The 25111-nt window shown below is 59.8% G+C and carries 22 protein-coding genes and 1 pseudogene; 16 read left to right on the plus strand and 7 right to left on the minus strand.

Annotated features, from left to right (window positions below):
• Window positions 1-306 precede the first annotated feature (306 nt).
• From rpoB to ACM64M_RS02330, 6 genes are all read left to right on the plus strand, one after another.
• Window positions 307-4521, plus strand: coding sequence for a DNA-directed RNA polymerase subunit beta (gene rpoB, locus ACM64M_RS02305; protein WP_416227019.1), 4215 nt, complete (start codon window positions 307-309; stop codon window positions 4519-4521).
• Between the two features lie 76 nt (window positions 4522-4597).
• The gene (gene rpoC, locus ACM64M_RS02310) at window positions 4598-8881 is read left to right on the plus strand and encodes a DNA-directed RNA polymerase subunit beta' (protein ID WP_416227020.1); all 4284 of its coding nucleotides are present in this window, start codon (window positions 4598-4600) and stop codon (window positions 8879-8881) included.
• A 111-nt stretch (window positions 8882-8992) separates the two neighbouring features.
• The gene (locus ACM64M_RS02315) at window positions 8993-9460 is read left to right on the plus strand and encodes a hypothetical protein (protein ID WP_416227021.1); all 468 of its coding nucleotides are present in this window, start codon (window positions 8993-8995) and stop codon (window positions 9458-9460) included.
• An 85-nt stretch (window positions 9461-9545) separates the two neighbouring features.
• Window positions 9546-9986: a DNA-directed RNA polymerase subunit beta' gene (locus tag ACM64M_RS02320; RefSeq protein WP_416227022.1), complete on the plus strand. Its 441-nt coding sequence runs from the start codon at window positions 9546-9548 to the stop codon at window positions 9984-9986.
• A 54-nt stretch (window positions 9987-10040) separates the two neighbouring features.
• A complete protein-coding gene (gltX, locus tag ACM64M_RS02325; protein ID WP_416227350.1) occupies window positions 10041-11369 on the plus strand; it encodes a glutamate--tRNA ligase in 1329 nt (442 codons plus the stop codon).
• A 45-nt stretch (window positions 11370-11414) separates the two neighbouring features.
• Complete coding sequence (locus ACM64M_RS02330; protein WP_416227023.1) at window positions 11415-11882, plus strand: hypothetical protein; 468 nt, start codon at window positions 11415-11417, stop codon at window positions 11880-11882.
• Window positions 11883-11921: 39 nt separating this feature from the next.
• Here the strand turns inward: ACM64M_RS02330 and pyk are convergent, their stop codons facing one another.
• Window positions 11922-13409 carry a pyruvate kinase gene (gene pyk, locus ACM64M_RS02335; protein WP_416227024.1) on the minus strand — a complete coding sequence of 496 codons (1488 nt, stop codon included), beginning with the start codon at window positions 13407-13409 and terminating at the stop codon, window positions 11922-11924.
• A 64-nt stretch (window positions 13410-13473) separates the two neighbouring features.
• Here pyk and ACM64M_RS02340 point away from each other — a divergent pair, with 64 nt between their 5' ends.
• On the plus strand, window positions 13474-13791 hold the full coding sequence (locus tag ACM64M_RS02340; RefSeq protein WP_416227025.1) for a DUF1244 domain-containing protein: 318 nt from the start codon (window positions 13474-13476) through the stop codon (window positions 13789-13791).
• Here ACM64M_RS02340 and ACM64M_RS02345 read toward each other — a convergent pair.
• Window positions 13788-14984, minus strand: a complete 1197-nt coding sequence (locus ACM64M_RS02345) for an adenylate/guanylate cyclase domain-containing protein (protein ID WP_416227026.1) — start codon at window positions 14982-14984, stop codon at window positions 13788-13790. The genes ACM64M_RS02340 and ACM64M_RS02345 overlap by 4 nt on opposite strands.
• Window positions 14974-16257: a YARHG domain-containing protein gene (locus ACM64M_RS02350; protein ID WP_416227027.1), complete on the minus strand. Its 1284-nt coding sequence runs from the start codon at window positions 16255-16257 to the stop codon at window positions 14974-14976. Before ACM64M_RS02350 ends, ACM64M_RS02345 begins: the two co-directional genes overlap by 11 nt.
• Before the next feature lie 135 nt (window positions 16258-16392).
• Between ACM64M_RS02350 and ACM64M_RS02355 the strand changes: the two genes are divergently transcribed.
• The 3 genes from ACM64M_RS02355 to ACM64M_RS02365 all read left to right on the plus strand — a co-directional run bounded on the left by ACM64M_RS02355 (window position 16393) and on the right by ACM64M_RS02365 (window position 17547).
• Window positions 16393-16653, plus strand: coding sequence for a DUF2312 domain-containing protein (locus ACM64M_RS02355; RefSeq protein ID WP_416227028.1), 261 nt, complete (start codon window positions 16393-16395; stop codon window positions 16651-16653).
• 116 nt (window positions 16654-16769) lie between these two features.
• Entirely contained in the window at window positions 16770-17087 is a 318-nt protein-coding gene (locus tag ACM64M_RS02360) for a heavy metal-binding domain-containing protein (RefSeq protein WP_416227351.1), read from the plus strand.
• Between the two features lie 4 nt (window positions 17088-17091).
• Window positions 17092-17547: a GNAT family N-acetyltransferase gene (locus tag ACM64M_RS02365; protein ID WP_416227029.1), complete on the plus strand. Its 456-nt coding sequence runs from the start codon at window positions 17092-17094 to the stop codon at window positions 17545-17547.
• A 13-nt stretch (window positions 17548-17560) separates the two neighbouring features.
• Here ACM64M_RS02365 and ACM64M_RS02370 read toward each other — a convergent pair whose 3' ends face one another.
• Window positions 17561-18283 (minus strand): type II CAAX prenyl endopeptidase Rce1 family protein, encoded by a 723-nt coding sequence (locus tag ACM64M_RS02370; protein ID WP_416227030.1) that lies wholly within the window; start codon window positions 18281-18283, stop codon window positions 17561-17563.
• A gap of 118 nt (window positions 18284-18401) precedes the next feature.
• Between ACM64M_RS02370 and ACM64M_RS02375 the strand changes: the two genes are divergently transcribed.
• From ACM64M_RS02375 to ruvC, 3 genes are all read left to right on the plus strand, one after another.
• Window positions 18402-19145 carry a YebC/PmpR family DNA-binding transcriptional regulator gene (locus ACM64M_RS02375; protein WP_416227031.1) on the plus strand — a complete coding sequence of 248 codons (744 nt, stop codon included), beginning with the start codon at window positions 18402-18404 and terminating at the stop codon, window positions 19143-19145.
• On the plus strand, window positions 19145-19495 hold the full coding sequence (locus ACM64M_RS02380) for a DUF3147 family protein (RefSeq protein WP_416227032.1): 351 nt from the start codon (window positions 19145-19147) through the stop codon (window positions 19493-19495). Before ACM64M_RS02375 ends, ACM64M_RS02380 begins: the two co-directional genes overlap by 1 nt.
• A 96-nt stretch (window positions 19496-19591) precedes the next feature.
• Window positions 19592-20080 (plus strand): crossover junction endodeoxyribonuclease RuvC, encoded by a 489-nt coding sequence (gene ruvC, locus ACM64M_RS02385; RefSeq protein ID WP_416227352.1) that lies wholly within the window; start codon window positions 19592-19594, stop codon window positions 20078-20080.
• Between the two features lie 3 nt (window positions 20081-20083).
• Here ruvC and ACM64M_RS02390 read toward each other — a convergent pair whose 3' ends face one another.
• Window positions 20084-20698, minus strand: coding sequence for a TetR/AcrR family transcriptional regulator (locus ACM64M_RS02390; RefSeq protein ID WP_416227033.1), 615 nt, complete (start codon window positions 20696-20698; stop codon window positions 20084-20086).
• A 105-nt stretch (window positions 20699-20803) separates the two neighbouring features.
• Between ACM64M_RS02390 and ACM64M_RS02395 the strand changes: the two are divergent.
• The 3 genes and pseudogenes from ACM64M_RS02395 to ACM64M_RS02405 form a co-directional block, all read left to right on the plus strand.
• Window positions 20804-21883, plus strand: a pseudogene (locus ACM64M_RS02395) (FAD-dependent monooxygenase); the annotation flags it as partial.
• A gap of 165 nt (window positions 21884-22048) precedes the next feature.
• Window positions 22049-22465 (plus strand): hypothetical protein, encoded by a 417-nt coding sequence (locus ACM64M_RS02400; RefSeq protein WP_416227353.1) that lies wholly within the window; start codon window positions 22049-22051, stop codon window positions 22463-22465.
• A complete protein-coding gene (locus ACM64M_RS02405; protein WP_416227034.1) occupies window positions 22465-22749 on the plus strand; it encodes a hypothetical protein in 285 nt (94 codons plus the stop codon). The genes ACM64M_RS02400 and ACM64M_RS02405 overlap by 1 nt, the downstream gene beginning before the upstream one ends.
• On the opposite strand, the gene ACM64M_RS02410 is transcribed toward ACM64M_RS02405, so the two are convergent.
• Window positions 22742-23014, minus strand: a complete 273-nt coding sequence (locus tag ACM64M_RS02410) for an EF-hand domain-containing protein (RefSeq protein WP_416227035.1) — start codon at window positions 23012-23014, stop codon at window positions 22742-22744. The genes ACM64M_RS02405 and ACM64M_RS02410 overlap by 8 nt on opposite strands.
• A 192-nt stretch (window positions 23015-23206) precedes the next feature.
• The gene (locus tag ACM64M_RS02415) at window positions 23207-25054 is read right to left on the minus strand and encodes a flavin-containing monooxygenase (protein WP_416227036.1); all 1848 of its coding nucleotides are present in this window, start codon (window positions 25052-25054) and stop codon (window positions 23207-23209) included.
• Window positions 25055-25111 lie beyond the last annotated feature (57 nt).

Raw genomic sequence — 25111 nt, forward strand, 5'->3', positions numbered from 1 at the left:
CCGCTCTAGGCGCGAAACTTTGCGTGTCGCATTTGACACCGGGCGCCGCCATTCCTACATGGCCATCACACGCCAGCTTCGAGCAGGGCTGATTCATACGCGGGGATCGGTCCAGGGATGGAAGCGGCGCTTTGCCATATACGCGACGGTGAATGAGCTGCTGCCGGGATGACTTCCGAAAGGGTGTTGCCGGGTTCGCGGCGCTTTTGCGTCGAATATGGTGCAGTTTCCGTGAGACGACCACCGGCTAATCCGCAAGCGGGCTTTGCCCTGCGCGCATATCAGATAAAGAGGCACATCTCCTCCATGGCAACCAAAGCTCCGGCAGCAGGCTCGAAGCCCAAAGGGGCTGTGCGCAGCCGCAAGGCAGAAGGCACCGCGAAAAAGCGCATCCGCAAGATTTTCGGCGACATCCACGAAGTCGTCCAGATGCCCAATCTGATCGAAGTTCAGCGCGAAAGCTATGAACAATTCCTGCGTTCGGACTCTGCCACAGGCTATGTTTCCGGTCTTGAGAAGACGCTGCGCAGCGTCTTTCCGATCCGTGATTTTGCCGGCACCGCCGAACTGGACTTCGTGCATTATGTGCTCGAAGATCCGAAATACGACACGACCGAATGTCGCCAGCGCGGGATCACCTATGCCGCTCCGATGAAGGTCACTTTGCGCTTGATCGTGTTCGAAGTGGATCAGGAAACCGAAACTCGCTCGGTCCTCGATATCAAGGAGCAGGACGTTTACATGGGCGATATGCCGCTCATGACCGAGAACGGCACCTTTATCATCAACGGTACCGAGCGCGTTATTGTGTCGCAAATGCACCGCTCGCCGGGCGTGCTGTTCGATCATGACCGCGGCAAGACGCATTCGTCGGGCAAATTGTTGTTTGCTGCTCGCGTGATCCCCTATCGCGGTTCGTGGCTCGATTTTGAATTTGACGCCAAGGACATCGTCAACGTCCGAATCGATCGCAAGCGTAAGCTGCCAGTCACCGCACTGCTGTATTCGCTGGGCCTCGATAGCGAGGCAATCCTGCATCATTTCTATGGCACTGTAACGTGGGAACGCGCCAAGGATGGGTGGAAAGTGCCCTTCGTGGCCGACCAATGGCGCGGGCAGAAGCCCACTTTTGCTCTGGTGGATGCAAACACCGGCGAAGAGATTTTTGCACCGGGTCAGAAAATCAGCCCGCGCGCCGCAAACAAGGCCGCCAAGGATGGTTTGACCAACCTGCTTTTACCGCTTGAGGAAGTGGTCAGCCGCTATGCCGCCTATGATCTGATCGACGAAGCGACAGGCCGCATCTATATTGAGGCCGGGGACGAGGTCACACTGGAGCATGTCGAAACTTTCGACGGCGCCGGCATCGACACACTCGACCTGCTTGACATTGACGAAATCAACACCGGGCCGTGGATCCGCAACACGTTGAAGGCTGACAAGGCCGAAAACCGTGATGAGGGCCTTGAGGCGATCTACAAGGTCATGCGTCCGGGCGAACCTCCGACCAAGGAAACCGCCGACGCGCTGTTCGAGGGCTTGTTCTTCGATGCCGAGCGTTACGACCTTTCGGCGGTTGGCCGCGTAAAGCTGAACATGCGCCTTGGCCTTGATGCTGAAGACACCGTGACGACCCTGCGCAAGGAAGACATTCTTGCCGTGGTCAAGGAACTGGTCGGCCTCAAGGACGGCAAGGGCGAAGTCGACGATATCGATAATCTCGGCAACCGCCGTGTCCGTTCGGTGGGCGAGCTGCTGGAAAACCAGTACCGCGTCGGCCTGCTGCGCATGGAGCGTGCGGTCAAGGAGCGTATGAGCAGCGTCGATGTATCGACCGTCATGCCGAACGATCTCATCAACGCCAAGCCGGCCGTGGCCGCGGTGCGCGAATTCTTCGGCTCCTCGCAGCTGTCGCAGTTCATGGATCAGACCAATCCGCTGTCCGAAGTGACGCATAAGCGCCGCGTTTCGGCGCTTGGGCCGGGCGGCCTGACGCGTGAGCGCGCGGGTTTTGAAGTCCGTGACGTTCACCCAACCCATTATGGCCGCATCTGTCCGATTGAAACGCCGGAAGGCCCGAACATCGGCCTGATCAACTCGCTGGCGAGCTTCAGCCGGGTCAACAAATATGGCTTTATCGAAACGCCGTATCGTACGGTGAAGGACAACCATGTCACCGGCGATGTGATCTACCTTTCCGCGATGGAAGAGCAGAAACATACCGTTGCACAGGCATCTGCTGCGCTGAATGATGATGGCACATTCGTCGAAGAACTGATTTCGGCGCGCCAGTCTGGCGATAACCTGATGGCACCGAGCGAGCAGGTCACGCTGATGGACGTCTCGCCGAAACAGCTCGTTTCGGTTGCGGCCTCGCTGATCCCGTTCCTTGAAAACGATGACGCCAACCGCGCTCTCATGGGATCGAACATGCAGCGTCAGGCAGTGCCGCTGGTCAAGGCTGAGGCACCATGGGTCGGCACTGGGATGGAAGAAACTGTCGCACGAGACAGCGGCGCAGCAATTGCGGCCAAGCGCGGCGGGATCGTCGATCAGGTCGATGCGACCCGAATCGTGATCCGCGCAATTGGTGATGTTGAAGCAGGCCAGTCTGGCGTCGACATCTACACACTGCAAAAATTCCAGCGGTCGAACCAAAACACCTGCATCAACCAGCGTCCGCTGGTCAAAGTGGGCGAAACGGTTGAGCCGGGCGATATCATCGCCGATGGTCCCTCAACCGATCTCGGCGAACTGGCGCTGGGCAAGAACAGCCTCGTCGCGTTCATGCCGTGGAACGGCTACAACTACGAAGACTCGATCCTGATCAGCGAACGCATCGTGAAGGATGACGTATTCACCTCGATCCATATCGAGGAATTCGAAGTCATGGCGCGCGATACCAAGCTCGGCCCGGAAGACATCACCCGCGACATTCCCAATGTCGGCGAGGAAGCTTTGCGCAACCTCGACGAAGCGGGCATTGTCTATATCGGCGCAGAAGTGCATCCGGGCGACATTCTGGTCGGCAAGATCACGCCCAAGGGCGAGAGCCCGATGACGCCGGAAGAAAAGCTGCTCCGCGCGATCTTCGGCGAAAAGGCGAGCGATGTGCGTGACACCTCGTTGCGGCTGCCGCCGGGCGTGGCGGGCACGATCGTCGAAGTCCGGGTGTTCAACCGCCACGGGATCGAGATTGACGACCGTACGCGCGCGATCCAGAACGAGGAAATCGAGCGCCTTCGCAAGGATGCGGCGGATGAACGCAACATCCTCAACCGCGCGACCTACAACCGCTTGCGCGAAATGCTGATCGGTCAGACCGCATCGGCTGCGCCCAAGGGATTGAAGAAAGGCGTCGAGATCACCGAGGCGCTGCTGGAAGAACTTGACCGCCACGAATGGTTCAAATTCGCGGTTGCAGACGACGGTCGTCAAGCCCAGATCGAAGCGATCAAGTCGCAATATGACGACAGCGCGGCGATCATCAACGCCAAGTTCGAGGACCGCAAGGAAAAGCTCGAACGCGGTGATGAACTGGCGCCGGGCGTACTCAAGATGGTCAAGGTCTTTGTCGCGGTGAAGCGCAAGCTGCAACCGGGCGACAAGATGGCTGGCCGCCATGGCAATAAGGGTGTGATTTCGCGCATCCTGCCGGTTGAAGACATGCCGTTTCTCGAAGATGGCACCGCAGTCGACCTGGTGCTCAACCCGCTGGGCGTGCCTTCGCGCATGAACGTCGGGCAGATCTTTGAAACGCATCTGGGCTTTGCCGCACGTGGGCTCGGCATGGATATTGCGGAAAAGCTCGAAGAGTGGAAACGCGCCAATCCCAACGCCGCCGAAGATTATGCCGATGTGAAGCCACCCGAAGCGGTGATCGAACGGCTCAAGGATGTATACGGCGAGCAATATTTCGAGGACCTCGATAGCCGATCAACCGCAAGCATCGTTGAACTTGTCGGCAATGTCGCTGCCGGTGTCCCGATGGGAACCCCGGTGTTTGATGGCGCGCGTGAACCCGATGTGTCGGAAATGCTGATCAAGGCCGGAATCGATTCCTCGGGGCAGTCGGTGCTTTATGATGGCCGCACTGGTGAGGCATTCGACCGCAAGGTCACCGTGGGCATCATTTACATGCTTAAGTTGCATCACCTTGTGGACGACAAGATCCACGCGCGTTCGATCGGGCCATACTCGCTCGTCACACAGCAGCCACTGGGCGGTAAGGCGCAGTTCGGCGGACAGCGCTTCGGCGAGATGGAGGTCTGGGCATTGCAGGCGTACGGCGCGGCCTACACCTTGCAGGAAATGCTGACGGTGAAGTCCGATGACGTGGTCGGCCGCACCAAGGTTTACGAAGCGATCGTCAAGGGTGACGACACCTTCGAGGCCGGCATTCCGGAGAGCTTCAACGTGCTCGTCAAGGAAATGCGCTCACTCGGTATGAACGTCGAACTCAAATCTTTGTCTGACGGCGAAGAGGGCGAAGACGATTTCGGCGCGATCGCAGCGGAATAAGCGAGCGGGCGCTGCTCCGGCGGCGCCCCTCTTGCTCCGCTCTTGAAAGATTCACCCTTTTGCAGGGAACAAAGTCATGAATGAACTGACCAAATTCACCAACCAGATTTCCAAGCCGGATACTTTCGACACGATCCAGATCGGTATTGCCTCGCCAGAGCGCATCCGTTCGTGGTCGTTCGGGGAAATCAAGAAGCCCGAAACTATCAACTACCGCACGTTCAAACCTGAGCGTGACGGCCTTTTCTGCGCGCGCATCTTTGGCCCGGTCAAGGATTACGAATGCCTTTGCGGCAAGTACAAGCGGATGAAGTACAAGGGCGTCGTCTGCGAAAAATGCGGCGTTGAAGTCACCGTGACCAAGGTCCGCCGCGAGCGTATGGGCCACATCGAACTGGCCGCGCCAGTCGCGCATATCTGGTATCTCAAATCGCTGCCGTCGCGTATTGGCCTGCTGCTCGACATTCAGCTCAAACAGCTTGAGCGCATCCTCTATTTTGAAAGCTATGTGGTGATCGAGCCGGGCCTGACCCCGCTTGAGAAATTCCAGCTGCTGACCGAAGACGAACTGCTCGAATATCAGGACGAATACGGCGAAGACGCCTTCAGCGCCGACATCGGGGCCGAAGCGGTCAAGGTGATGCTCATGGAGCTCGATCTTGAACAGGAACGCGACGATCTGATGGAAGAGTTGGCGACCACCAAGTCGACGCTCAAGCCCAAGAAGATCATCAAGCGGCTGAAAGTCGTCGAAAGCTTCATCGATTCGGGCAACCGCCCAGAATGGATGATCCTTGAAGTGATCCCGGTGATCCCGCCCGAACTGCGCCCGCTGGTGCCGCTCGACGGTGGCCGCTTTGCGACCTCCGATCTCAACGATCTCTATCGCCGCGTCATCAACCGCAACAACCGTCTGAAGCGCCTGATCGAACTGCGCGCGCCGGACATCATCGTCCGCAACGAAAAGCGCATGCTGCAGGAAGCGGTCGACGCGCTGTTCGACAATGGCCGCCGTGGCCGTGTCATCACCGGAGCCAACAAGCGTCCGCTGAAGTCGCTGTCCGACATGCTCAAGGGCAAGCAGGGCCGCTTCCGCCAGAACCTTCTGGGTAAGCGCGTCGATTATTCGGGCCGGTCGGTGATCGTGACCGGGCCGGAATTGAAGCTGCACCAGTGCGGCTTGCCCAAGAAGATGGCGCTCGAACTGTTCAAGCCGTTCATCTACGCGCGTCTGGATGCCAAGGGTCTTTCCATGACCCTGAAGCAGGCCAAGAAGTGGGTCGAGAAGGAACGCAAGGAAGTCTGGGACATCCTGGACGAGGTGATCCGCGAGCACCCGGTACTGCTCAACCGCGCGCCGACCTTGCACCGTCTGGGCATCCAGGCGTTCGAACCCGTGCTGATCGAGGGCAAGGCGATCCAGCTGCACCCGCTGGTCTGCTCGGCCTTCAACGCCGACTTCGATGGTGACCAGATGGCGGTCCACGTGCCGCTGAGCCTCGAAGCTCAGCTCGAAGCGCGCGTATTGATGATGTCGACCAACAACATCCTCTCGCCCGCCAACGGCAAGCCGATCATCGTGCCTTCACAGGACATGGTCCTGGGGATCTATTATTTGTCGATGGAACGGCAGGAACGGCACCCCGAATATCTGGAAAACGCCGACGGCACCAAGGTCGAGCGGCTGCCGCGCTTTTCCGATATGGCCGAAGTGCATCAGGCGCTAGAAACCAAGGCGGTCACGCTCCACACCAAGATTCTCGCCCGCGTTCCGCAGGCCGATGAACATGGCAATGTGGCGCTGAAACGCTTTGAAACGACGCCGGGCCGGATGCTGATCGGGGAATGTCTGCCGAAGAACCACAAGGTTCCTTTCGACATCATCAACCGGCTGCTGACCAAGCGTGAAATCGGCGACGTGATCGATCAGGTCTATCGCCACACCGGTCAGAAAGACACGGTGCTGTTCGCCGACGCGATCATGAGCCTTGGTTTCCGCCATGCGTTCAAGGCCGGCATCAGCTTTGGCAAGGATGACATGATCATTCCTGAATCAAAGGAACGGCTGGTCGATGAGACCAAGGCGCTGGTTGCCGATTACGAGCAGCAATATCAGGACGGTCTGATCACCCAGCAGGAAAAATACAACAAGGTGATCGACGCATGGTCGAAATGCGGCGACCTTGTTGCTGACGCCATGATGGACCGAATCAAGGCGACCCCGATCGACGACGACGGCAAGGAAGCGCCGATCAACTCGATCTATATGATGAGCCATTCGGGTGCGCGTGGTTCGCCAGCGCAGATGAAACAGCTTGCCGGGATGCGCGGCCTGATGGCCAAGCCTTCGGGCGAGATCATCGAAACGCCGATCATCTCGAACTTCAAGGAAGGCCTGACCGTTCTTGAATATTTCAACTCCACCCACGGGGCGCGTAAGGGCCTTGCGGATACGGCGTTGAAGACGGCCAACTCGGGCTACCTGACCCGCCGTCTGGTGGATGTGTCGCAGGATTGCACGATCGTGGTTGAGGACTGCAAGACCGAGAACGCGCTGGAAATGCGCGCCATCGTTCAAGGCGGCAGCGTGATTGCTTCGCTGGGTGAACGTGTTCTGGGTCGCACTGTGGCCGAAGATGTCATTAATGCAGCGACCGGCGAAGTCATCGTGAAATCGGGAACATTGCTCGATGAACCGATGGTCAAGGAAATCGAGGCGGCTGAAACCCAGTCGGTCAGGATCCGTTCTCCGCTGGTTTGTGAAGCCGAACAGGGCGTTTGCGGTTCCTGCTATGGCCGCGATCTTGCCCGCGGAACGCCGGTGAATATCGGTGAAGCTGTCGGGGTTATCGCTGCACAGTCCATCGGTGAGCCGGGCACGCAGTTGACGATGCGGACGTTCCACATCGGCGGCGCAGCACAGCTTAATGAAACCTCGCATCTCGAAGCAATTTCCAATGGCCGGATCGAATTGCGCGACATGCCAACAATCACCGACAAGCGGGGCCGCATTCTGTCGCTCGCGCGGAATGGCGAGATCGCGGTGATCGATGCCGAGGGCCGCGAACGCGAAATGCACAAGGTGCCCTATGGTACGGTGTTGATGTTCAAGGACGGCGAGCAGGTGAAGGAAGGTGACCGGTTGGCCGAATGGGATCCGTTCACTCTGCCGATCATCACCGAGCAATCGGGCGTGGTGAAGTATCAGGATCTGATCGAGGGCACAACGCTTGAAGAATTGACCGACGACGCGACCGGCATTGCTCAGCGTGTCGTGACCGAGAACCGGGCAACCGGGCGCAAGAAGAAAGAGGAACTGCGCCCGCGCATGACTCTCTTGAGCGAAGGCCAGACCGAAGACGAAACCGAAGCTCAGCGTTACATGCTCGCCCCTGGCACGACGCTGTCGGTCGAGGACGGGCAGCAGGTCGAGGCAGGCGACATTCTTGCACGTGCCAGCCGCGAGGCCGCCAAGACGCGCGACATCACCGGTGGTCTGCCGCGTGTTGCCGAACTGTTCGAAGCGCGCCTGCCAAAGGATATGTCGGTCATCGCCAAGATTTCGGGAAAGATCGAATTTGTCCGCGAATACAAGGCGAAACGCAAGATCGCGATCATTCCCGAGGAAGGCGATCCCGTTGAATATCTGATTGCCAAGACCAAGGTGATCGACGTCCAGGAAGGCGACTTCGTGAAGAAGGGGGACACGCTGGTTTCTGGCGCTCCGAACCCGCACGACATCCTCGAAGTCATGGGCGTGGAGGCGTTGTCCGAATATATGGTCAACGAAATTCAGGAAGTGTACCGGCTTCAGGGCGTGAAGATCAACGACAAGCACATCGAGGTGATCGTTCGCCAGATGCTGCAAAAGGTTGAAATCACCAATGGCGGCGACACGACCTTGCTTCCAGGCGAGCAGCTCGATCTGGCGGAAATGCTCGAATACAATGCCAAGTTGGGCAAGGGTAAGCAGCCAGCCGAAGGCACGCCGATCCTGCTTGGGATCACCAAGGCCAGTCTGCAAACGCGCAGCTTTATCTCGGCTGCTTCGTTTCAGGAAACGACCCGCGTTCTGACTCAGGCTTCGGTCGAGGGGAAGAAGGATACGCTGGTCGGGCTGAAGGAGAACGTGATCGTTGGCCGCCTCATCCCCGCCGGGACCGGCGCGGGCATGAATCGGATGCGGGTCACCGCCAACAGCCGCGATGCGGCGCTGAAAGCGGCTTGGAAAAAGCAGCAGGATGCCCTCGTCGCTGCCGATGCGGTCGAGGCTGAACCAGCAGCTGATGCGGTTCCTTCCGAGGAAGCGATGAAAGCTGCGATGGCTGCTTCAGCCGAAGGTGCCGGCGCAAGCGAGTAAAAGCGACTGACAGGGAAGATAGCGAGGCCCCGGCGGAGAAATTCGCCGGGGCCTTTTGCTTTTGTACCATGCGCGGCCTATTCTTTCGGGACAGTTACAAAGGGGTTGCGGATGCGCCTGATGCTTGCTCTGTTGCTTGGTTCCTTGCCGCTGGCCGCCTGTCAGCCTGCCGATGCTCTATCTGGGGCGCTGCCGACTGCTGCATCCTGGCCTATCCCGGCCACGCTTACCGGTGAATACCGAGTTGCAGCAATCGACGGGCAGGAAGTCGGCGGCGGGATTGGGATTGCGCTGACGGTGACGGACAGCATGATCTGGTTTGATCCGCGCTGCGCCGGGTTCAGCTGGACCTACGCCTATTCGGGCGGTGCGCTGACCATGGAGAGACCGGAAAGGTCGCGTTTTGAGGGTGGGCCGTATGTCGCTAGCCGGATGAGGCCAACTTGCCGGATCGCAGTCCATCCCGAACAACAACGTCTGGCTGCGGCGCTGGATGCTGCGGCCCGTGCGCAAAAAGTGCCGTCAAACGGGATAGAACTCAGCGGCGGCGGGCATAGCGTTACGCTCTACGCTCAATAACGTTTTGCATTAATAAACGCTATTGCGAAGCACTCGCAATTATATCATAATCTGTGTGTTTTCCCTTGAAGCCCGCAGGAGCAGCATGACCCAAAGCCGCAGCACTTTCGCAGCCGCGAAAGCCACCATCGCCCGCCTCGCCGAACCGCCTTGCATGGCCCATCTCAATCCGATCGCGGCGCGTTTCATTTATTCCTTGCGCCTGATCGCGTTGCATCAAAGGGTGCGGCGCGATCCGGTTGCGGAACTCGCGGTGCGGCTCAGCAGCGTCGATGCTGCGGCTAAGACGCTTGCCTTGAGCTACACGATCAGCGCGGCCTGGCCCGAAAATCTCCATGTCTCGCCGTTTTGCTGCGGTTTGATGAGCCACGATGAGGCCTCGATTGCAGCGCTGATAGAAACCGTGGTTGCCCGCGACCGACAGCGTTTCGATCAGACCATTGCAGGTCTGGTCAGGCCTGATCGTTTCGAACGGATATGGGATGCCGCGCAGGACCTTGTCATGGCAGAGCTGCGGGCGCGCTGAACCGCTTGCCGGGGCGCTGGCCACGCTCTAACGGCAGCGCCTATGAACTCAACAATGCCAACCACCCGTTTCGCTCCTTCGCCCACTGGCCGGCTGCATGTAGGAAATATCCGCACCGCGCTGCACAATTGGATGCTGGCTCGCAAGGCTCGCGGCACCTTCTTTCTGCGCATCGACGATACCGATGCGGAACGCAGCCGCGAGGAATATGTCGAAGCCATCCGCGCCGATCTCGCATGGCTCGGAATCGAGGCAGATCAGGAATATCGTCAGTCGCTGCGCAAAGACCTGTATGAGGCTGCTTTCCAAGCCTTGCGTGTCGGAGGCCGCATATACCCCGCCTACGAAACGAGTCAGGAACTGGAGATCAAGCGCAAAATCCTGCTCAGCCGCGGCCTTCCGCCCATCTATGATCGCGGCGCGCTGAACCTGACGGAAGAGCAGCGCGCTGCGAAGGAGGCCGAAGGCGTGGCCCCGCATTGGCGCTTCAAGCTTGACCATGATGAGCCGATCGCTTGGGAAGACGGCGTGCGCGGCACGGTCAAGTTCGACCCCGCACAGCTATCCGATCCTGTCATCCGCCGCGCCGATGGATCGTGGCTCTACATGCTGCCCAGCACGGTGGACGATGTCGATATGGGCGTTACGCAGGTGCTGCGCGGGGAAGATCACGTCTCCAACACTGCGGTCCAGATTCAGATGTTCACCGCAATGGGCGCTGAGCCTCCCGCCTTCGCGCATGAGGCGCTGCTGGTGGGCAAGGAAGGCAAGCTGTCCAAGCGGCTTGGATCGCTCGGCTGCGATTCGTTCAGGCAGCGCGGGATCGAACCCGAAGCGATCATCGCGCTGCTGGCGCGGCTCGGCACGTCGCAGCCGGTGGAACCAATTGCGGATCGCGCGGCGCTACTGGAGACATTCGACCTTTCCACCTTTGGCCGCGCGCCTGCAAAATTCGACGATGCCGATCTAGATCGGATCAACACCGCCGTCGTCCACGCCATGCCCTATGACGCGGTGAAGCACCGCTTGCCCAAGGGCATGGACAAGGCGGGGTGGCACGCGGTGCAACCGAATATCGCCACACTTTCCGACGTCGATGAATGGTGGCGGCTGGTCACCGGGCCGATCACGCAGCCCGAATTTTCAGACGAGGACCGCACCTATCTGGCGCTGGCAGCCGCGGCGCTGACATGGGGGGATGACCCGTGGGGCGCGCTGACCACGGCGCTTAAGGAAGCGACGGGCCGCAAGGGCAAAGCCTTGTTCCTGCCGCTGCGACAGGCGCTCACCGGCATGGACCACGGCCCCGACATGGGCGAATTGCTGCCGCTGATCGGTGAGGATGAGGCGCGGGCGCGGTTGGAGCAGGCTGGGGGGCGCTAAAGTGAAAGCAAGGGCGCTCATCGATCACAGAGAGGGATATTTGATATGAAGAGGCTCATCGTTCTAGGCGCGTTTGCAGGGGCGCTCCTGCTTGCGGTGCCAGCCCAGGCAAGCTCATCCGAATGTGCCGATCCTGCAACTGCTCCTGTCGACATAGAACGGACCATCGAAGATTTCTTCGATGCGTTGCGTCAGGAAGACAAGGCACCCTTTAAGCGTCTGACGACCCCTTCATTTTATGCCTTTGATGTTGGGGAGCGCTTTCCCGATTCCTCGCTTGCCGATGCTGTTCGCAGTGCTCTCGACAAGGGCGTTGAAATCAATTGGATGCTGGGGCCGATGGATACAAAGGTCCGCTGCAACATCGCATGGTCTCAATGGGAGAACTCTGGCAGTGCGGGCACACCGCCCGATGTTCGACCGATAAAATGGCTGGAATCTGCGGTGCTTGTTCACCAGGACGGGCGCTGGAAGCTCGATTTTTTCCATTCGCAGCGGGCTAATCCGGAATAGGCCACCGGAAAGGCTGACGCCTACGTAACGCCAATCACCCTAAACCCCGCGCTTCTCCAACTCGTCGCCCTTCAGCGTCACGACGTGCAGCAAATTTGTCGCGCCCGGTGTTCCGAAGGGGACGCCGGCCAGCACGATCTGCTTTGACCCGGCGGTGCCGAAGCCGTGGCGTAGGGCCATGCGCTTGCCCTTGGCGATCATCTCTTCAAAGCTGCCGATATCCTTTGTCGCCACCGCATGCGCGCCCCATAACAGCGCCACACGCCGGGCGGTGCGCATTGACGGAGTGAGCACTAGCATCGGCGTCGCCGGACGTTCTCGCGCGACCCGCCTTGCGGTCGATCCGCTGGCTGTGAACACGGTGATCGCGCTGATCGGGACGGTGTCGGCGATGGTCATGCATGCATGGCTCAGCGCGTCGGCGGTGGTCGCATCGGGCGTGGTGTCGAGCAGCCGTACGCGCTCCTTGTAGCCTTCGTCGCGTTCCACCTGTGCGGTGATGCTGTGCATCATGGCGACCGATTCCTCGGGCCAGTCACCCGCCGCGCTTTCCGCTGACAACATCACTGCGTCGGCCCCATCGTAAACTGCATTGGCGACGTCGGAGACTTCCGCTCGGGTCGGTGTCGGGCTTTCGATCATGCTTTCCAGCATTTGTGTCGCCACGATCACGGGCTTACCCGCTAGGCGGCTGGCGGCGATGATCCGCTTTTGCAGCGGCGGCACTTCAAAGGGTTCGAGTTCCACGCCCAGATCGCCGCGCGCGACCATGATGCCGTCGGACAATTCTATGATCCCGTCGAGCCGCCGAAGCGCCTGCGGTTTTTCAATCTTGGCGCAGAGTGCCGGGCCGTTGCTGCCGCTGGAATGGGCGGCGATCAGCTTGCGTGCCTCGGCCATGTCTTCGGGCCGCTGGACGAAACTGAGCGCAATCCAGTCTGCGCCCTGTTCGACTGCAAAGGCGAGGTCTTTCTTGTCCTTGTCGGTAAGCGCGGGGATCGGAACCTCGGCATCGGGCACGTTCACGCCCTTGCGGTCGGATATGACCCCGCCGACCTCGGCAGAGCAGAAAATGCGATTCTCATCCGCTTCCTTCACCACCAGTTTGATCTTGCCATCGTTGATGAGCAGGCGCTGGCCCCGCTCCATGATGCCGAACAATTCGGGGTGAGGCAGACACACCCGGCTGTCGTCACCGGGAGTGGGGTCGCGGTCGAGCGTGAAATGGCCCGAATGACGGATGACCGCCTTGCCGTCCTTGAACGTGCCGACGCGCAGCTTTGGACCCTGCAAATCGGCAAGGATCGCAATCGGGCGCGCAAACTCCTTTTCCAGCGCGCGGATGGCAATGATCGCCGATTCGTGGTCAGCATGGGTGCCGTGGCTCATATTCACGCGGAAGGCGTCAGCCCCGGCTTTGAACAATTTGCGCAGCATTTCAGGCGATCGGCTGGCAGGACCAATAGTTGCAAGAATTTTGACCTTGCGCCCGCGTGGATCGAATCTGGTATTATCGGTTCTTGCCATGGTGTTCCTGACCCCGTTTTGCCCTGCTATGGCACAGCAAGTTTGCAACTCAAGGAAAAGCCAAATGAATGATGCTCAAGATCCGCTGGATGCGCTCGACGATCAACATGCCGCCGCTGCGTTTCGCCGGCTCGTCCGCCATCTGCGCCACCGCCACGATGCCCAGAATATCGAATTGATGGGACTTGCGGGATTTTGCCGCAACTGCCTGGCCGATTGGATTCGCGATGCAGGATATGCCGGGGACAAGGAGGCTGCGCGCCAGCTTATCCACGGAATGCCGACGGAAGAATGGAAGGCCACGCGCCAGACTCCGGCGAGCGAAGAACAGATCGCGGCGATGGAAAAAAGCCTGACCCGCAACAAGCCAGATTTGCGTTAGATCGCTCTTGGTTCGGGCCCGCGTTCCAGCCGGAACAATTCAACTTCGCCGTAACTTTTGGGCAAGATCACGCGGCCCACCGGGGTGAAATGACAATCGTTGCAATCGTCCATTAGCAGCGCCGCGGCAAAGCTTTCGGTGCAATAGACCCCGCCAACCGGTGTCACCGGTTCAATCCGCGCGGTGCGGTTGACTTCGCCGCCATACCACAGCCGGTTGCCGGTGATGCGGTCGGTGCCCACCCAGATGGGTCCGTAATGCACCCCGGTCCGCATCCCCGCGATCGCGCCTTCGGGGATCAGTCCGGGAGGAATATCGCTGAGTTCTTCCTGCAATTTCAGGGCAATCTGCGCGGCCGTGCGCGGTTCATCAATCACTGCATAGATTGCATCGCCCCAAGTGTTGCGAAACTCCACATGGTCGCCAAAATCGTTGAGGACCTTACCGATGCGGCCCATGATAATGTTCATGAAATCGGGTAGAACGCGCTCACCAATCCGCGAAAAACCCTTGTAATCGGCAAAGATGATCGACCGGATTTCGCGCCGCGTCCCGCCGCTTATTTTGGCGCGTTGGGGAAAGGTCAGGTTGCGCGGCACCGGCCCGGCGGCAATCGTCACGGTTTCGCGCCCCAATTGCTGCCACAGCCGCATATCGGCCTTTGTCCCGGCGATACCGGTTGCCGAAAAACTGGCAAAATTATCGGAAACAACAGCGAATTGCACCGCTTCGCACCCACGTTTTTGAGAGCGCAAGACGGCCAGCCCCATGGCGTAGAGCGTATTGTAGGCGAATTGATTGTCATCGCCGACATAATCGCTCGGCGTTGCGAAATTGACCGTTTTTGCGGCATTGCGACACGCCTTGTAGCGCGCCAGCCAGTCCTCGCCTCCGCACAGCACGCTTTCAGCGATGAAATCGGCCTCGGCAAAGGGCAGCACGACGTTCAATTCCGCGCCGCGTTCCAGCAGTGCCTCGGCAATCAAAATATCCGCGCCGCAGGCCAGCGGCCCAAACCCGACCGCAATGTCGCGCGCTTCCAACTGTTCGCGTATGCGCGCGGCGAGTGCGACTTCGGCTTCGCTGCCGGTGTTGAACATATGCCCGCAAAACACCGCGACATTGCCCTTGTGCAGTGCCGGGTCAATGTCGGTTGACTCCGCCACCGGGTTAAACACCGGACTATCGGGCAAGACGTGCCTCCGCTTCGCTGATGAGTTCAATATTGCGCTGCTCAATCGCATTGAGATTGACCGTGTCGGTGCGCGGAGAATACCAGTCGAACCGCGAAAAATAGCTGCGCAGCGCGTCATCCTCGAACCGGAAGCCGCGCCTTGCGTAGATTTCATTACGGGCAATCCGCAATGCCCCGGCGTTGAGCCCGGCCAGCTCGGCATAGTCAAGCTGGCGGGTGCTCGAATCGGCGAACACCATTCCGCCTGGCCCGACCGGCACTTGCGGCAGGTTTTCCGGCGCGCGCGCCGTGTCATTGCCAAGCAGCCGGATCAGCCTGCGGTAGATAAAGCCGCGGCTTCCGTCTGAAAGTTCAACCTGCCACCATGATCCATCTTGCCGCCAGGTGCTGAAGCTTTCGCCTTCGCGCACCGTGCCAACAATCGGTGACCTGGTGGTCGGCCGTGCGCGGACATTGCTAAATCCATCGGCATCCTCGACCGTGGCAAACAGCCATTCGCGCCGATCCGGGACCGGCGACGGCACCGGTTCGTTCGAACTGCCAGTTGCAGCGGTTTCGCCCGCCTCTTCGGCCTGAGCGGCATAATCTGCCGCCTCGACGACGGGTTCATCGTCAGCCTTGCCGCTATCATCCTCGCGCGCACCAAGGCCAAAGAGCACAATCAACACCGCCGCAAGGATGGCGATCAGTGCCACCACAAGCCCAGCGATGATTGGCCAATTCGATGCGGTATGCGGCGCGGCCTGCGGCGCGGGCGAATATTGCGGGCTTGGCGGAGACGGACTTGGGGGCGGTGGGGCATGCGCAATATCCGCCGGGGGTGCCGAAACGCTTCCCCCGTCATGGCTTCCGCGCGGGCCGCAAAGTGCGGCAAGGCTTTGCTTGACCTTGGACCATCCGGGATGATCGCTTTCCCCGTTCCAGTCGCCGATGGAGGCGCATTGTATCTGGTTGAACGGCAGCGGCGGGAGCACCTCGCCAATGGATGTCTGGATCAGCTTTTTCTGATTGCGCGCAACGTCGGCTTCGGCGCGGACCCATTCAGATTTGGCCGCCGTTTCGGACCAGACCACGACCGCCGCCTTGGCCGCGCCGATCTTTGCAGTGATCACGTCGCCATAGCTCATATGCGGCGGCAGGTCGGCATCCCACCACACCTGATACCCTTCGCTTGCGATCATGCGCGCAAGCATTCCGACTTTTTCTGCGTCGGCGCGCGAATAGGAAACGAACACATCGACCACGGCCACTCCCCATCGCTGGTCCGCCAAGAATTTCCTATCCCTACAGCATGGTGATTGACAAGCAACCCGGTGGAGAATGGGTAAGTCATCGCTGTGCAGACGATACGAGACTGGTAAGCGAGTCCCGACAACTCACACTGATTCTCTTGGAGCATTTTTATCATGGCCGACAGCCAAACCGCGCAAGATGCGCAACCCACCGACGACCGCTTGCGGCTTTTGATTGAGCGGATTGAGCGGCTTGAGGAAGAAAAAAAGGGCATCGCCGACGACATCCGTGATGTCTATGCCGAAGCCAAGGCGGTCGGTTACGATGCCAAGATCATGCGCCAGATTGTACGCCTGCGCAAAATGAAGCCCGACGATCGCAGCGAACAGGAAATGATCCTCGACACTTACAAGGCCGCGCTGGGCATGGGCTAATTCCGGGCGGTGCTATTTGCTGCGGTCCATTGTATTTTCCTTTCCGTGTATTATGTCGATAACACAGCGACTTGAGGAGATAATATATGGCTGGGCCTTGGAAAGACGCGCGCGGGATTATCGTTACCACCACACCCACCATCGAAGGTCACCCGATCCAGGAATATTGCGGAATCGTGGTGGGTGAGGTGATTGTCGGTGCGAACCTGTTCCGCGATCTGTTCGCCAATATCCGCGACATCGTTGGTGGACGCTCAGGCAGTTACGAACGCATCCTTGCCGATGCGCGCAATCAGGCAATCGAGGAATTGCAGGCCGAATGCGCATCGCGCGGCGGCAATGCAGTGGTCGGCGTGGACCTTGATTATGAAGTCATAGGCGACACCGGATCAATGCTGATGGTCAGCGCCAGTGGGACTGCGGTTAAGATTTGATCGGATGGTCGAGGTTCGCCGTCTGGTTCCGGGTGATCTTGCCGGTTTCCGCGTGATGAATGCGCTGTTTTCGGATGTCTTTGAAGAGCCGGAAAACTACGTCGATCACCCACCGGGCGAAGCTAATGTTTTGGACTGGCTCGCCAATACTACAAACATTGGCGTTCTCGGGTTGGTTGACGGAGAGCCGAGGGGAGCGATTGCCGCCTATATCTTGCAAAAGTTTGAGCAGCAGCGGAGCGAAGTGTTTATCTACGACCTTGCCGTTCTCGAATCGCACCGGCGCATTGGACTGGCTACCGCGATGATCGAGGAAGTGCGGCGGATTGCCCGCGAGGCGAGTGCCTGGACGGTGTTCGTTCAAGCCGATGTCTTTCCTGAAGACGAGCCCGCTCGGGCGCTGTATCGCAGCCTTGCGCAGAGCGAGATCACCGCGCTGCATTTCGATATTGAACCCTGATCAACTGCGCTCCTCATTGGGCCAAAGCCGATAGCGCGGCGAGCGATACGGCGACGCTGTTGTGCGCAGCATGGAGCAACATTGCCGCCCAGAGTCCGACCTGCACCCGGACATAGCCCAGCAGCGCGCCCAGTACGAATTGCGGAAGCACCAACGGCAGCAGGATTGCGAGTGACCTCCAATCCGACAAAGCATCAAAATTGAACAGGTGCACCAAAGCAAAGGACAGCGCGGCAAACCAGAAAATGCCGGGGTAGGCCCGCACAAACCATCGCATCGGCGGGCGCTTGTTCAAACTCACCAACGCGCAAAACGCCACTATCAGTCCGACAATTGCCAAAATGGCGGCGACAATCGGCGCGCTGGCATGGGTTAGAATTGCACCGCCAAGACCCACCAACGCCGCTACCAGCGCCGCAATATGGGCAAGTCGTCCCGACAGCCAGCTACGAAACAGCAGTTCCTCGAACACGGGCGCTGCCACAACCACCCCAAGAATGATAATCGAGGTGAACTCCATTCCTGCCAACGCCGTCTTGGGCAGGTAAACGCCAAAAGCCACTGCGATGCTCGCGGCCGTGATCAGTCCCAACATCACGATCATATCAAGTGCAAAGATACGCGCCAGCAAAGTCAGAGGCCTATCCAGCCGCTCCGTTTCTTCCAGCGACGGGTGCCGCATGAACGCTGCGGCCTTGCGCCATTCGTCCACCATGGACGGCGCAGCTTGCCGCATAGCCCTAGTCGGCATTCCTGCGAGCGGGACGGGCAGCGTGTGGGGGCTTGTCGGCATATCGCTCATCGGTCTAATGCGCTTTCACTAATCTCCCGCTTAAGACGCAAAAAGAGTTCCCATGGCAGGCCATTCCAAATTCAAGAATATCATGCACCGCAAGGGTGCGCAGGACAAGAAACGCTCCAACCTGTTTTCAAAGCTCAGCCGTGAAATCACGGTCGCTGCAAAGATGGGCACGCCCGACCCGGATATGAACCCTCGTCTGCGGCTGGCGGTCAACACCGCCAAGGCGCAGTCCATGCCCAAAGACAATATTCAGCGGGCGATCGACAAGGCGAGCGCTGGCGACGGCGACAATTACGAACAGGTCCGTTACGAAGGCTATGGCCCCGGCGGCAGCGCGATCATTGTCGAAACTTTGACCGACAACCGCAACCGCACCGCCACCGCCGTGCGCACCGCGTTCAGCAAACATGGCGGCAATCTGGGCACCGAAGGATCCGTGCAGCACGGGTTCGAGCGGCTGGGATTGATCGAATATCCGGCCAGCGCCGGGGACGAGGAAAAGGTGCTTGAGGCCGCGATGGAGGCGGGGGCCGATGACATCGAAAGCTCCGAAGATGGCCATGCGATCTGGACTGCCCCTGATGATTTGCATCAGGTCGCCAGCGATCTGGAAAAGGCGCTGGGCGAAGCGCCAAGCGTCAAACTCGCCTGGAAACCCAACATCACGGTCGCCATGGACGAACAGGGCGCGTCAACCTTGCTCAAGCTGATCGATGTGCTCGACGATGATGACGACGTGCAGACCGTTTGGGGTAATTACGAAATCAGCGATGAATTGATGGAAAAACTGGCCTGATGTGGGCTTTCGTTGCGAAAGCGCTGCTGGCTGGCGTTATGATCGCGGCGATTGCAGAGGTTGGGCGACGGTTGCCGACTACAGCGGCGCTCATTGCGTCCTTGCCTCTAGTTTCGATTCTCGGGATGGTTTTCCTTTGGTATTCACGTCCTGACGCGGAGAATATGGCGCAGAACGCTCAGGCGACCTTCTGGTTCGTATTGCCGAGCCTGCCGATGTTACTGCTGATCCCCGTGATGCTGCGCTCGGGTGCCGGGTTTTGGGTGGCACTTGTGGCTGGCTTTGTGCATAACGTGCTGCTGTATCTTGCGATGGTCTGGTTCGGGCCGCGCATAGGCCTGCGACTGTGACGCTGCGAGATTTGCTTTTTGTGATTGTCCTGCTGTCAGCGTTTGCTCTTGCAATCGCTTGGCGCGTCGGCTGGCGGATCGGGCTGTAGCGTGAGCGTGATCATCTTGGGCCTTGATCCTTCACTTACTTGCACCGGCTGGGGTGTGATTAGGTTGGAGGGATCGCGGCTGTCGCATATTGCCAACGGCCAGATTTCAACCAGCACCAAGGCGCCGATGGCGGACCGGCTGGCGCGGCTTCACGCTGGGATCGCAGAGGTCATTGCGCAGCAACGGCCCGACCGCGCCGCATGCGAAGAAGTGTTTGTGAACGATAATCCGCAATCTACGCTCAAACTGGCGCAGTCGCGCGGCGCGGTGTTGGCGGCGTGCGGCGCGGCCGGGCTGAGGGTTAACGAACACGCCGCGCGGCTGGTGAAGAAAGCAGTGGTCGGCACCGGCGGCGCCGACAAAATGCAGGTCGCTGCGATGGTGAAAGTGCTGCTGCCCGGCGTCACGATTGCCGGCTCTGACGCCGCTGATGCGCTCGCGGCGGCGATTGCGGATGCCCATCTCGCTCCGAGAGCGGGGTGCAAGGTGGAATAACTCCTAGAGGCTTACGGTTGCGTTTGGCAAAACTAGGCCGATTGTCCGTTCGATCCATGCATCGTCACTGGATTCAGCCATCACGATCAAACGAACGTATAGCGCGCCGGCAATGGCCGCGAACAAAGTGTCAGTGTCGCAATCCTCAGGTAGTTCGCCACGATCAATTGCCCGTGCGAAGATCGGCGCAACGTCCTTGCGCCGACGTTCCCATAACAATTTGGCCTGCGAGGCAAACTCGGGCTCGGTCCTGCCCATAAGACTCGCCGCGATCGCAGCCCGACCGGTCGAGCTTTCGATAAACGCACCGATCTGGCGCAGCATTGCTGCAAGATCGCCGCGAAGGCTATCGGTATCCCCGATCTGGATCCGGTCCGCCGCTGTTGCTGCCAATGCGTCGCCGACGAGAAATATCGGTTCGGGCCAACGACGATAGAGCGTGGCGCGCCCGACGCCTGCCTGCTCGGCCACACGCTGAAATGTCACGGCCGCAATGCCGCCCACCTCCAGCAGTGCTATCGTGGCGGCAAAAATCCGTTCGGTGACATCCGAGGTTCTACCGCCCGGCCGTTTGATTGCCGCTTTGCGCAGCGGCGCTGTCGGCATCCCGCTTGACACGGCATCTCCTTAATGGGGCATATGTATTGGTAATAGTGAGTCGTCAAAGGATGGCAAGCGCGGGCCCGACCACCAAAGGGTCCGACCAGAAACGGGGATGCCAATATGAATGTGGCAAGAGTCATAATCGTCGGAGGCGGCCCGGTCGGGCTGGGTGCAGCGCTGGAACTCAGCCGCTTCGGCGTGCCGAGCGTACTGATCGAGAAGCGTGCCAGCACCTCATGGCACCCCAAGACCCGCAATTTCAACACCCGGACAATGGAGATCGCGCGCGGCTGGGGCATTGCCACCTACTAGCGGCTGCGCAGTATCGACTGCCCGCCAGGCTGGAAAAGCCCGATCCGGTTCCTTGAAAGCGCCTGCGGAGAGCAATTCGGCCAGATTGAATCGCTCGGTTTCAAAGGGCCGGGGCGCGACGTCAGCCCTGCCGAACCGACCATGACTTCGCAAGACAGGATCGAGGAGATCATGCTTGAGGCGCTGCGTGCCCGTGGTCTGGTTGACCTGCGCTTTTCTACTGAGGCTGTGCGATTAATTCGCGGCGGTGAGGACGGCGATTTCGATGTCGCTCCTGAGGTTCGCAATGACCTCACTGGTGAAAAAGAAATCATTTTCGGATGCGCAATGGTTGCCGCGGACGGGGCGGCGAGCCCGATGCGCGATGCGCTCGGCCTCAAGCTTGAAGGGCAGCGCGCGGTCAAGCAGTTGGTGAACTGCTACTTCTGGGCCGACATCGAGCGTCATATTGAGGGCCGCAAGGGCGTGCTGCTGTTCGTGCATAACGACCAGGCGACCGGGGCGTTGCAGCCGCTCGACGCGAAGGGCAGGTGGCTGTCTCAGATAAACGTCGAGCCCGAACAATTCTCGCTCGAATACTTCACAAAGGAGCGCGCGGCTGAGTGGGTCCGCGCGGCCGCCGGCGTGCTTGATCTTGATGTGGAGGTGATGTCGGTAGGATTGTGGGAACTGAACGCCACGACTGTGGACCATTTCACCAAGGGCCGCGCCCTTGTGTGCGGCGATGCGGCGCACCAGTTTCCGCCAACTGGCGGGCTGGGCGTCAACACCGGCCTGCAAGGGATGCACGATGCGATGTGTAAATTGGCGCTCTTTGCGCAGGGCAAGGCAGGCTGGGATCTGATAAAAACCTATAACGACGAACGGCGACCGGTGTCCAAGGCGATCGTGATGCAGTCCTATATTAACTCCTCTAACGTGAAGCGCATCAATGTCGCATCGGCGACCGGCGGTGACAGCGGACTTTCGACCGAAAAGATCGAGTCGAAATCGCGCCGTTACGGGAATCACCTCGGGGTTGAATTCGGGAGCTGGTATTGCTCCGCCGCGGTCATGCTGGACGGGACCACGCCCGACCATGCGGACGATCCCTACTCGGACTATGTCCCGGCGGCGGCGCCCGGCTGCCGCGCGCCGCATGTGTGGCTGGGTCAGCCGGAAGACCAGCTTTCGACACTGGACCTGTGCGGGCCCAGCTTCACAATTCTGGTTGGCCCTGGCGGCAAGGATTGGGAAGCCGAGGTCGATGCCGCGCGCCGGGATTTCGGTCTTCCCATCGCCTGCTACCGCGTCGGTAGCGCCCGATTGCATGATAATGGCGCATTCCTCGCCGCCTATGCGGTCGAAGCCGATGGCGCAGTGCTGGTAAGGCCCGATGCGCATATCGCTTGGCGCGCGCAGTCTTTTGCAGATGCTGACACTACGCTGGCCGCAGCACTTGAGCAGATATTGCACCGGGATCCGGCCTAGTGAGCAGCCCCTTCACGGTCGCAGCGATCGGCTGTTCTGGCCATGTTACGCAGCCCTTTATAGAGGGATTTGTCGATCTCGGCGTCACGCTGCGTATCCTTGCGCGCCGATCCGAAGAAGTGCGCAAAAAATACCCCCACGCCGAGATCATCGGTGGCAGCATGATGGATGCAGGCGGTGTCGAGCGTGTGGCCAAGGGCGTGGATGCGGTGTTCCTCGTGACGCCAATGCGAAGCGCGCCAATCCACCCCATCGACGCGCTTCGGCTTGGCCAGCCTACTTAAAGTGCGCGGCCAGCTGGGCCTCGAGCTGCGCCAACGTCACGTAACCGTCTCTGTCGGTATCGATGCGGCTGAAATTCGAAGCAAGACGAGTCATTCCTCCATCTCTGGCTTCCTGCTGGGTCAGCTTGCCATCCTGATTCTTGTCGGATGCTCTGAACTTGGTACGCAGCTCGGTCAGCCGATCCTGATAGGCATCGGCGTGGGCCGCTGGGGCAAGGGTCATTGCGACTGCAGAAAGCACTACCAATTTGACAAGGGTCTTCATATGGAATTCTCCTTCGGGGTCATGGACATAGGGTTGGGACGGTCGAGCAAACAGGTTGACAAGACGCTCACCAAGTTGCGCCTTTTGAAGCAATATAATGCATAACATTAACGTAGGCCATACACGCGAACAAGTGCTTGTCAGGGCAGCGTCGGAACCTGCCGTAGTCGGGCGGACACCGTCGCGCATCCGTCACTTGCTGAAGATCAACCCGGCAAAGTCACCCGAACGGCGCCAGGCATCGATGTGCCGGAAGAAGCCCCCGGCGCCGCCGGGGTGACCTTGCGAGCGGCGGAACTTCTCGTTCCAACCCTGCCCTTCATTGTTCCAGAAACCGGGCGTGCATTCGGCCGAGGTGATCATCGAGGGCGGCGCTGTCAGGATCAGCTTGACCCATTCCGACACGGCCTCTTGTGTGGGCTCGATCTCAGCATAGCCATGTCGCTCGGCATGGGCGACCACTTGCGCGATGGTGGCGGCATGATCGACGATGTTGTGCGGGATGTTGGAGACCATGTTGGCCCCCTGGTTCATCTGCACCGCAAATGCGTTGGGAAAGCCGTGCATGTGGAGGCCGTGGAGGGTCTGCAAACCTTCGGCCCAATATTCGGACAGCATCTGCCCGCCGCGCCCCTTGAGATCGAAGCCGGTCTTGAGCTGGAAATTGGCCCCATATTCGAATCCCGAAGCATAGACGATGCAGTCGACTTCGTAGTGTTTGCCGCCGACCTTCAGACCGGTTTCGGTGATCTGTTCAACACCCTTGCCGTCGGTGTCGACCAGGATGGTGTTGGCTGCGTTGTAGGCGGCAAGGTATTCGTCGCTGAAGCAGGGGCGCTTGCACAGCTGCGAATACCACGGCTTCAAGTGCTCAGCGGTGTGCGGATCTTGTACCACGGTTTCCACCCGGGCGCGGATCTGCTCCATCTTCTCGATATCTGCGTCCTCGAACGCTGCCCGCACCCGCGCGGTGCTTTGCTGGCCGGGCGCGGCCCCAAACACCTTGCGCAGCCGAGCGAGGAGCCGGGCCAGCCACAGCGGCGTGCCGCCCAGCGCCTTTTCTCGGATGCGGCGCGAGATTTCGGTCCAGCCGTCATTGATCAGATCCTCGGTCGGCAGGCCGCCGCCCATGTTTTCGAGGAAATTGTCCATCCAGCGCTGCTGCCAACCAGACCTTGCGATGCTTTCGAACCACTGCGGATCGATCGGATGATTGTTACGAGTATCAACCGAGGACGGCGTGCGCTGGAACACGAAGAGCTGGCCCGCGGTCCTTGCGAGCTGCGGGATGCATTGCACCCCCGTGGCCCCGGTGCCGATCACCGCGACCCGTTTGTCGGACAGCTTGTCCATCGGCGCGCCCTTCGCGTCCCCGCCAGTGTATTCGTAATCCCATCGGCTGGTGTGGAACGACTTGCCCTTGAAGGTGTCGATCCCCGGAATGCCCGGCAGCTTGGCCACGTGCAGCGGGCCGGTGCCGATGGCGACATATTTTGCGGTAAAATTGTCGCCGCGGTTGGTGGTGATCCGCCAAACCCGCGCGGCCTCCTGCCATTCGATGCTCGACACCTCAGTGTGGAACAGGGCCTTGTCATAGAGTCCGTAATGCTCGGCGATCCGTTCGCAATGGGCGAGGATTTCGGGGCCGCGGACGTACTTCTCGCTTGGGCGATAGCCGGTCTCTTCGAGCAGCGGCAGATAGATCATCGCCGCCGTATCACAGCGCGCGCCGGGATAGCGGTTCCAGTACCAGGTGCCGCCGACCCCGCCGGCCTTGTCGATCAGGCGAAAGCTGTCGATCCCGGCCTCCTTGAGCCGCGCGCCGACCACGAGGCCCGACATGCCCGCCCCGACAAAGGCAAAGGTGGTGTGATCGGCCACCGGCTCGCGCTCGGTATAGGGTGTGTAGGGATCGGCTGCGAGCGCGGCGAACTTGCCCGAGAGTCGCTGATATTGGTCATTGCCTTCGGGTCGCAGCCGTTTCGCCCGCTCAGCGGCGTATTTCGCCTTGATATCAGCCTGGTCGAGCGCCGTCGTCATCTTGTTTGCCCTTACCTGAGTTGGCCCCCGCTTCGGGTGTCTCGCCGTCACAAACGG

Origin of the sequence: Qipengyuania sp. ASV99 (assembly GCF_047872805.1) — a bacterium.
Classification (GTDB): domain Bacteria; phylum Pseudomonadota; class Alphaproteobacteria; order Sphingomonadales; family Sphingomonadaceae; genus Erythrobacter.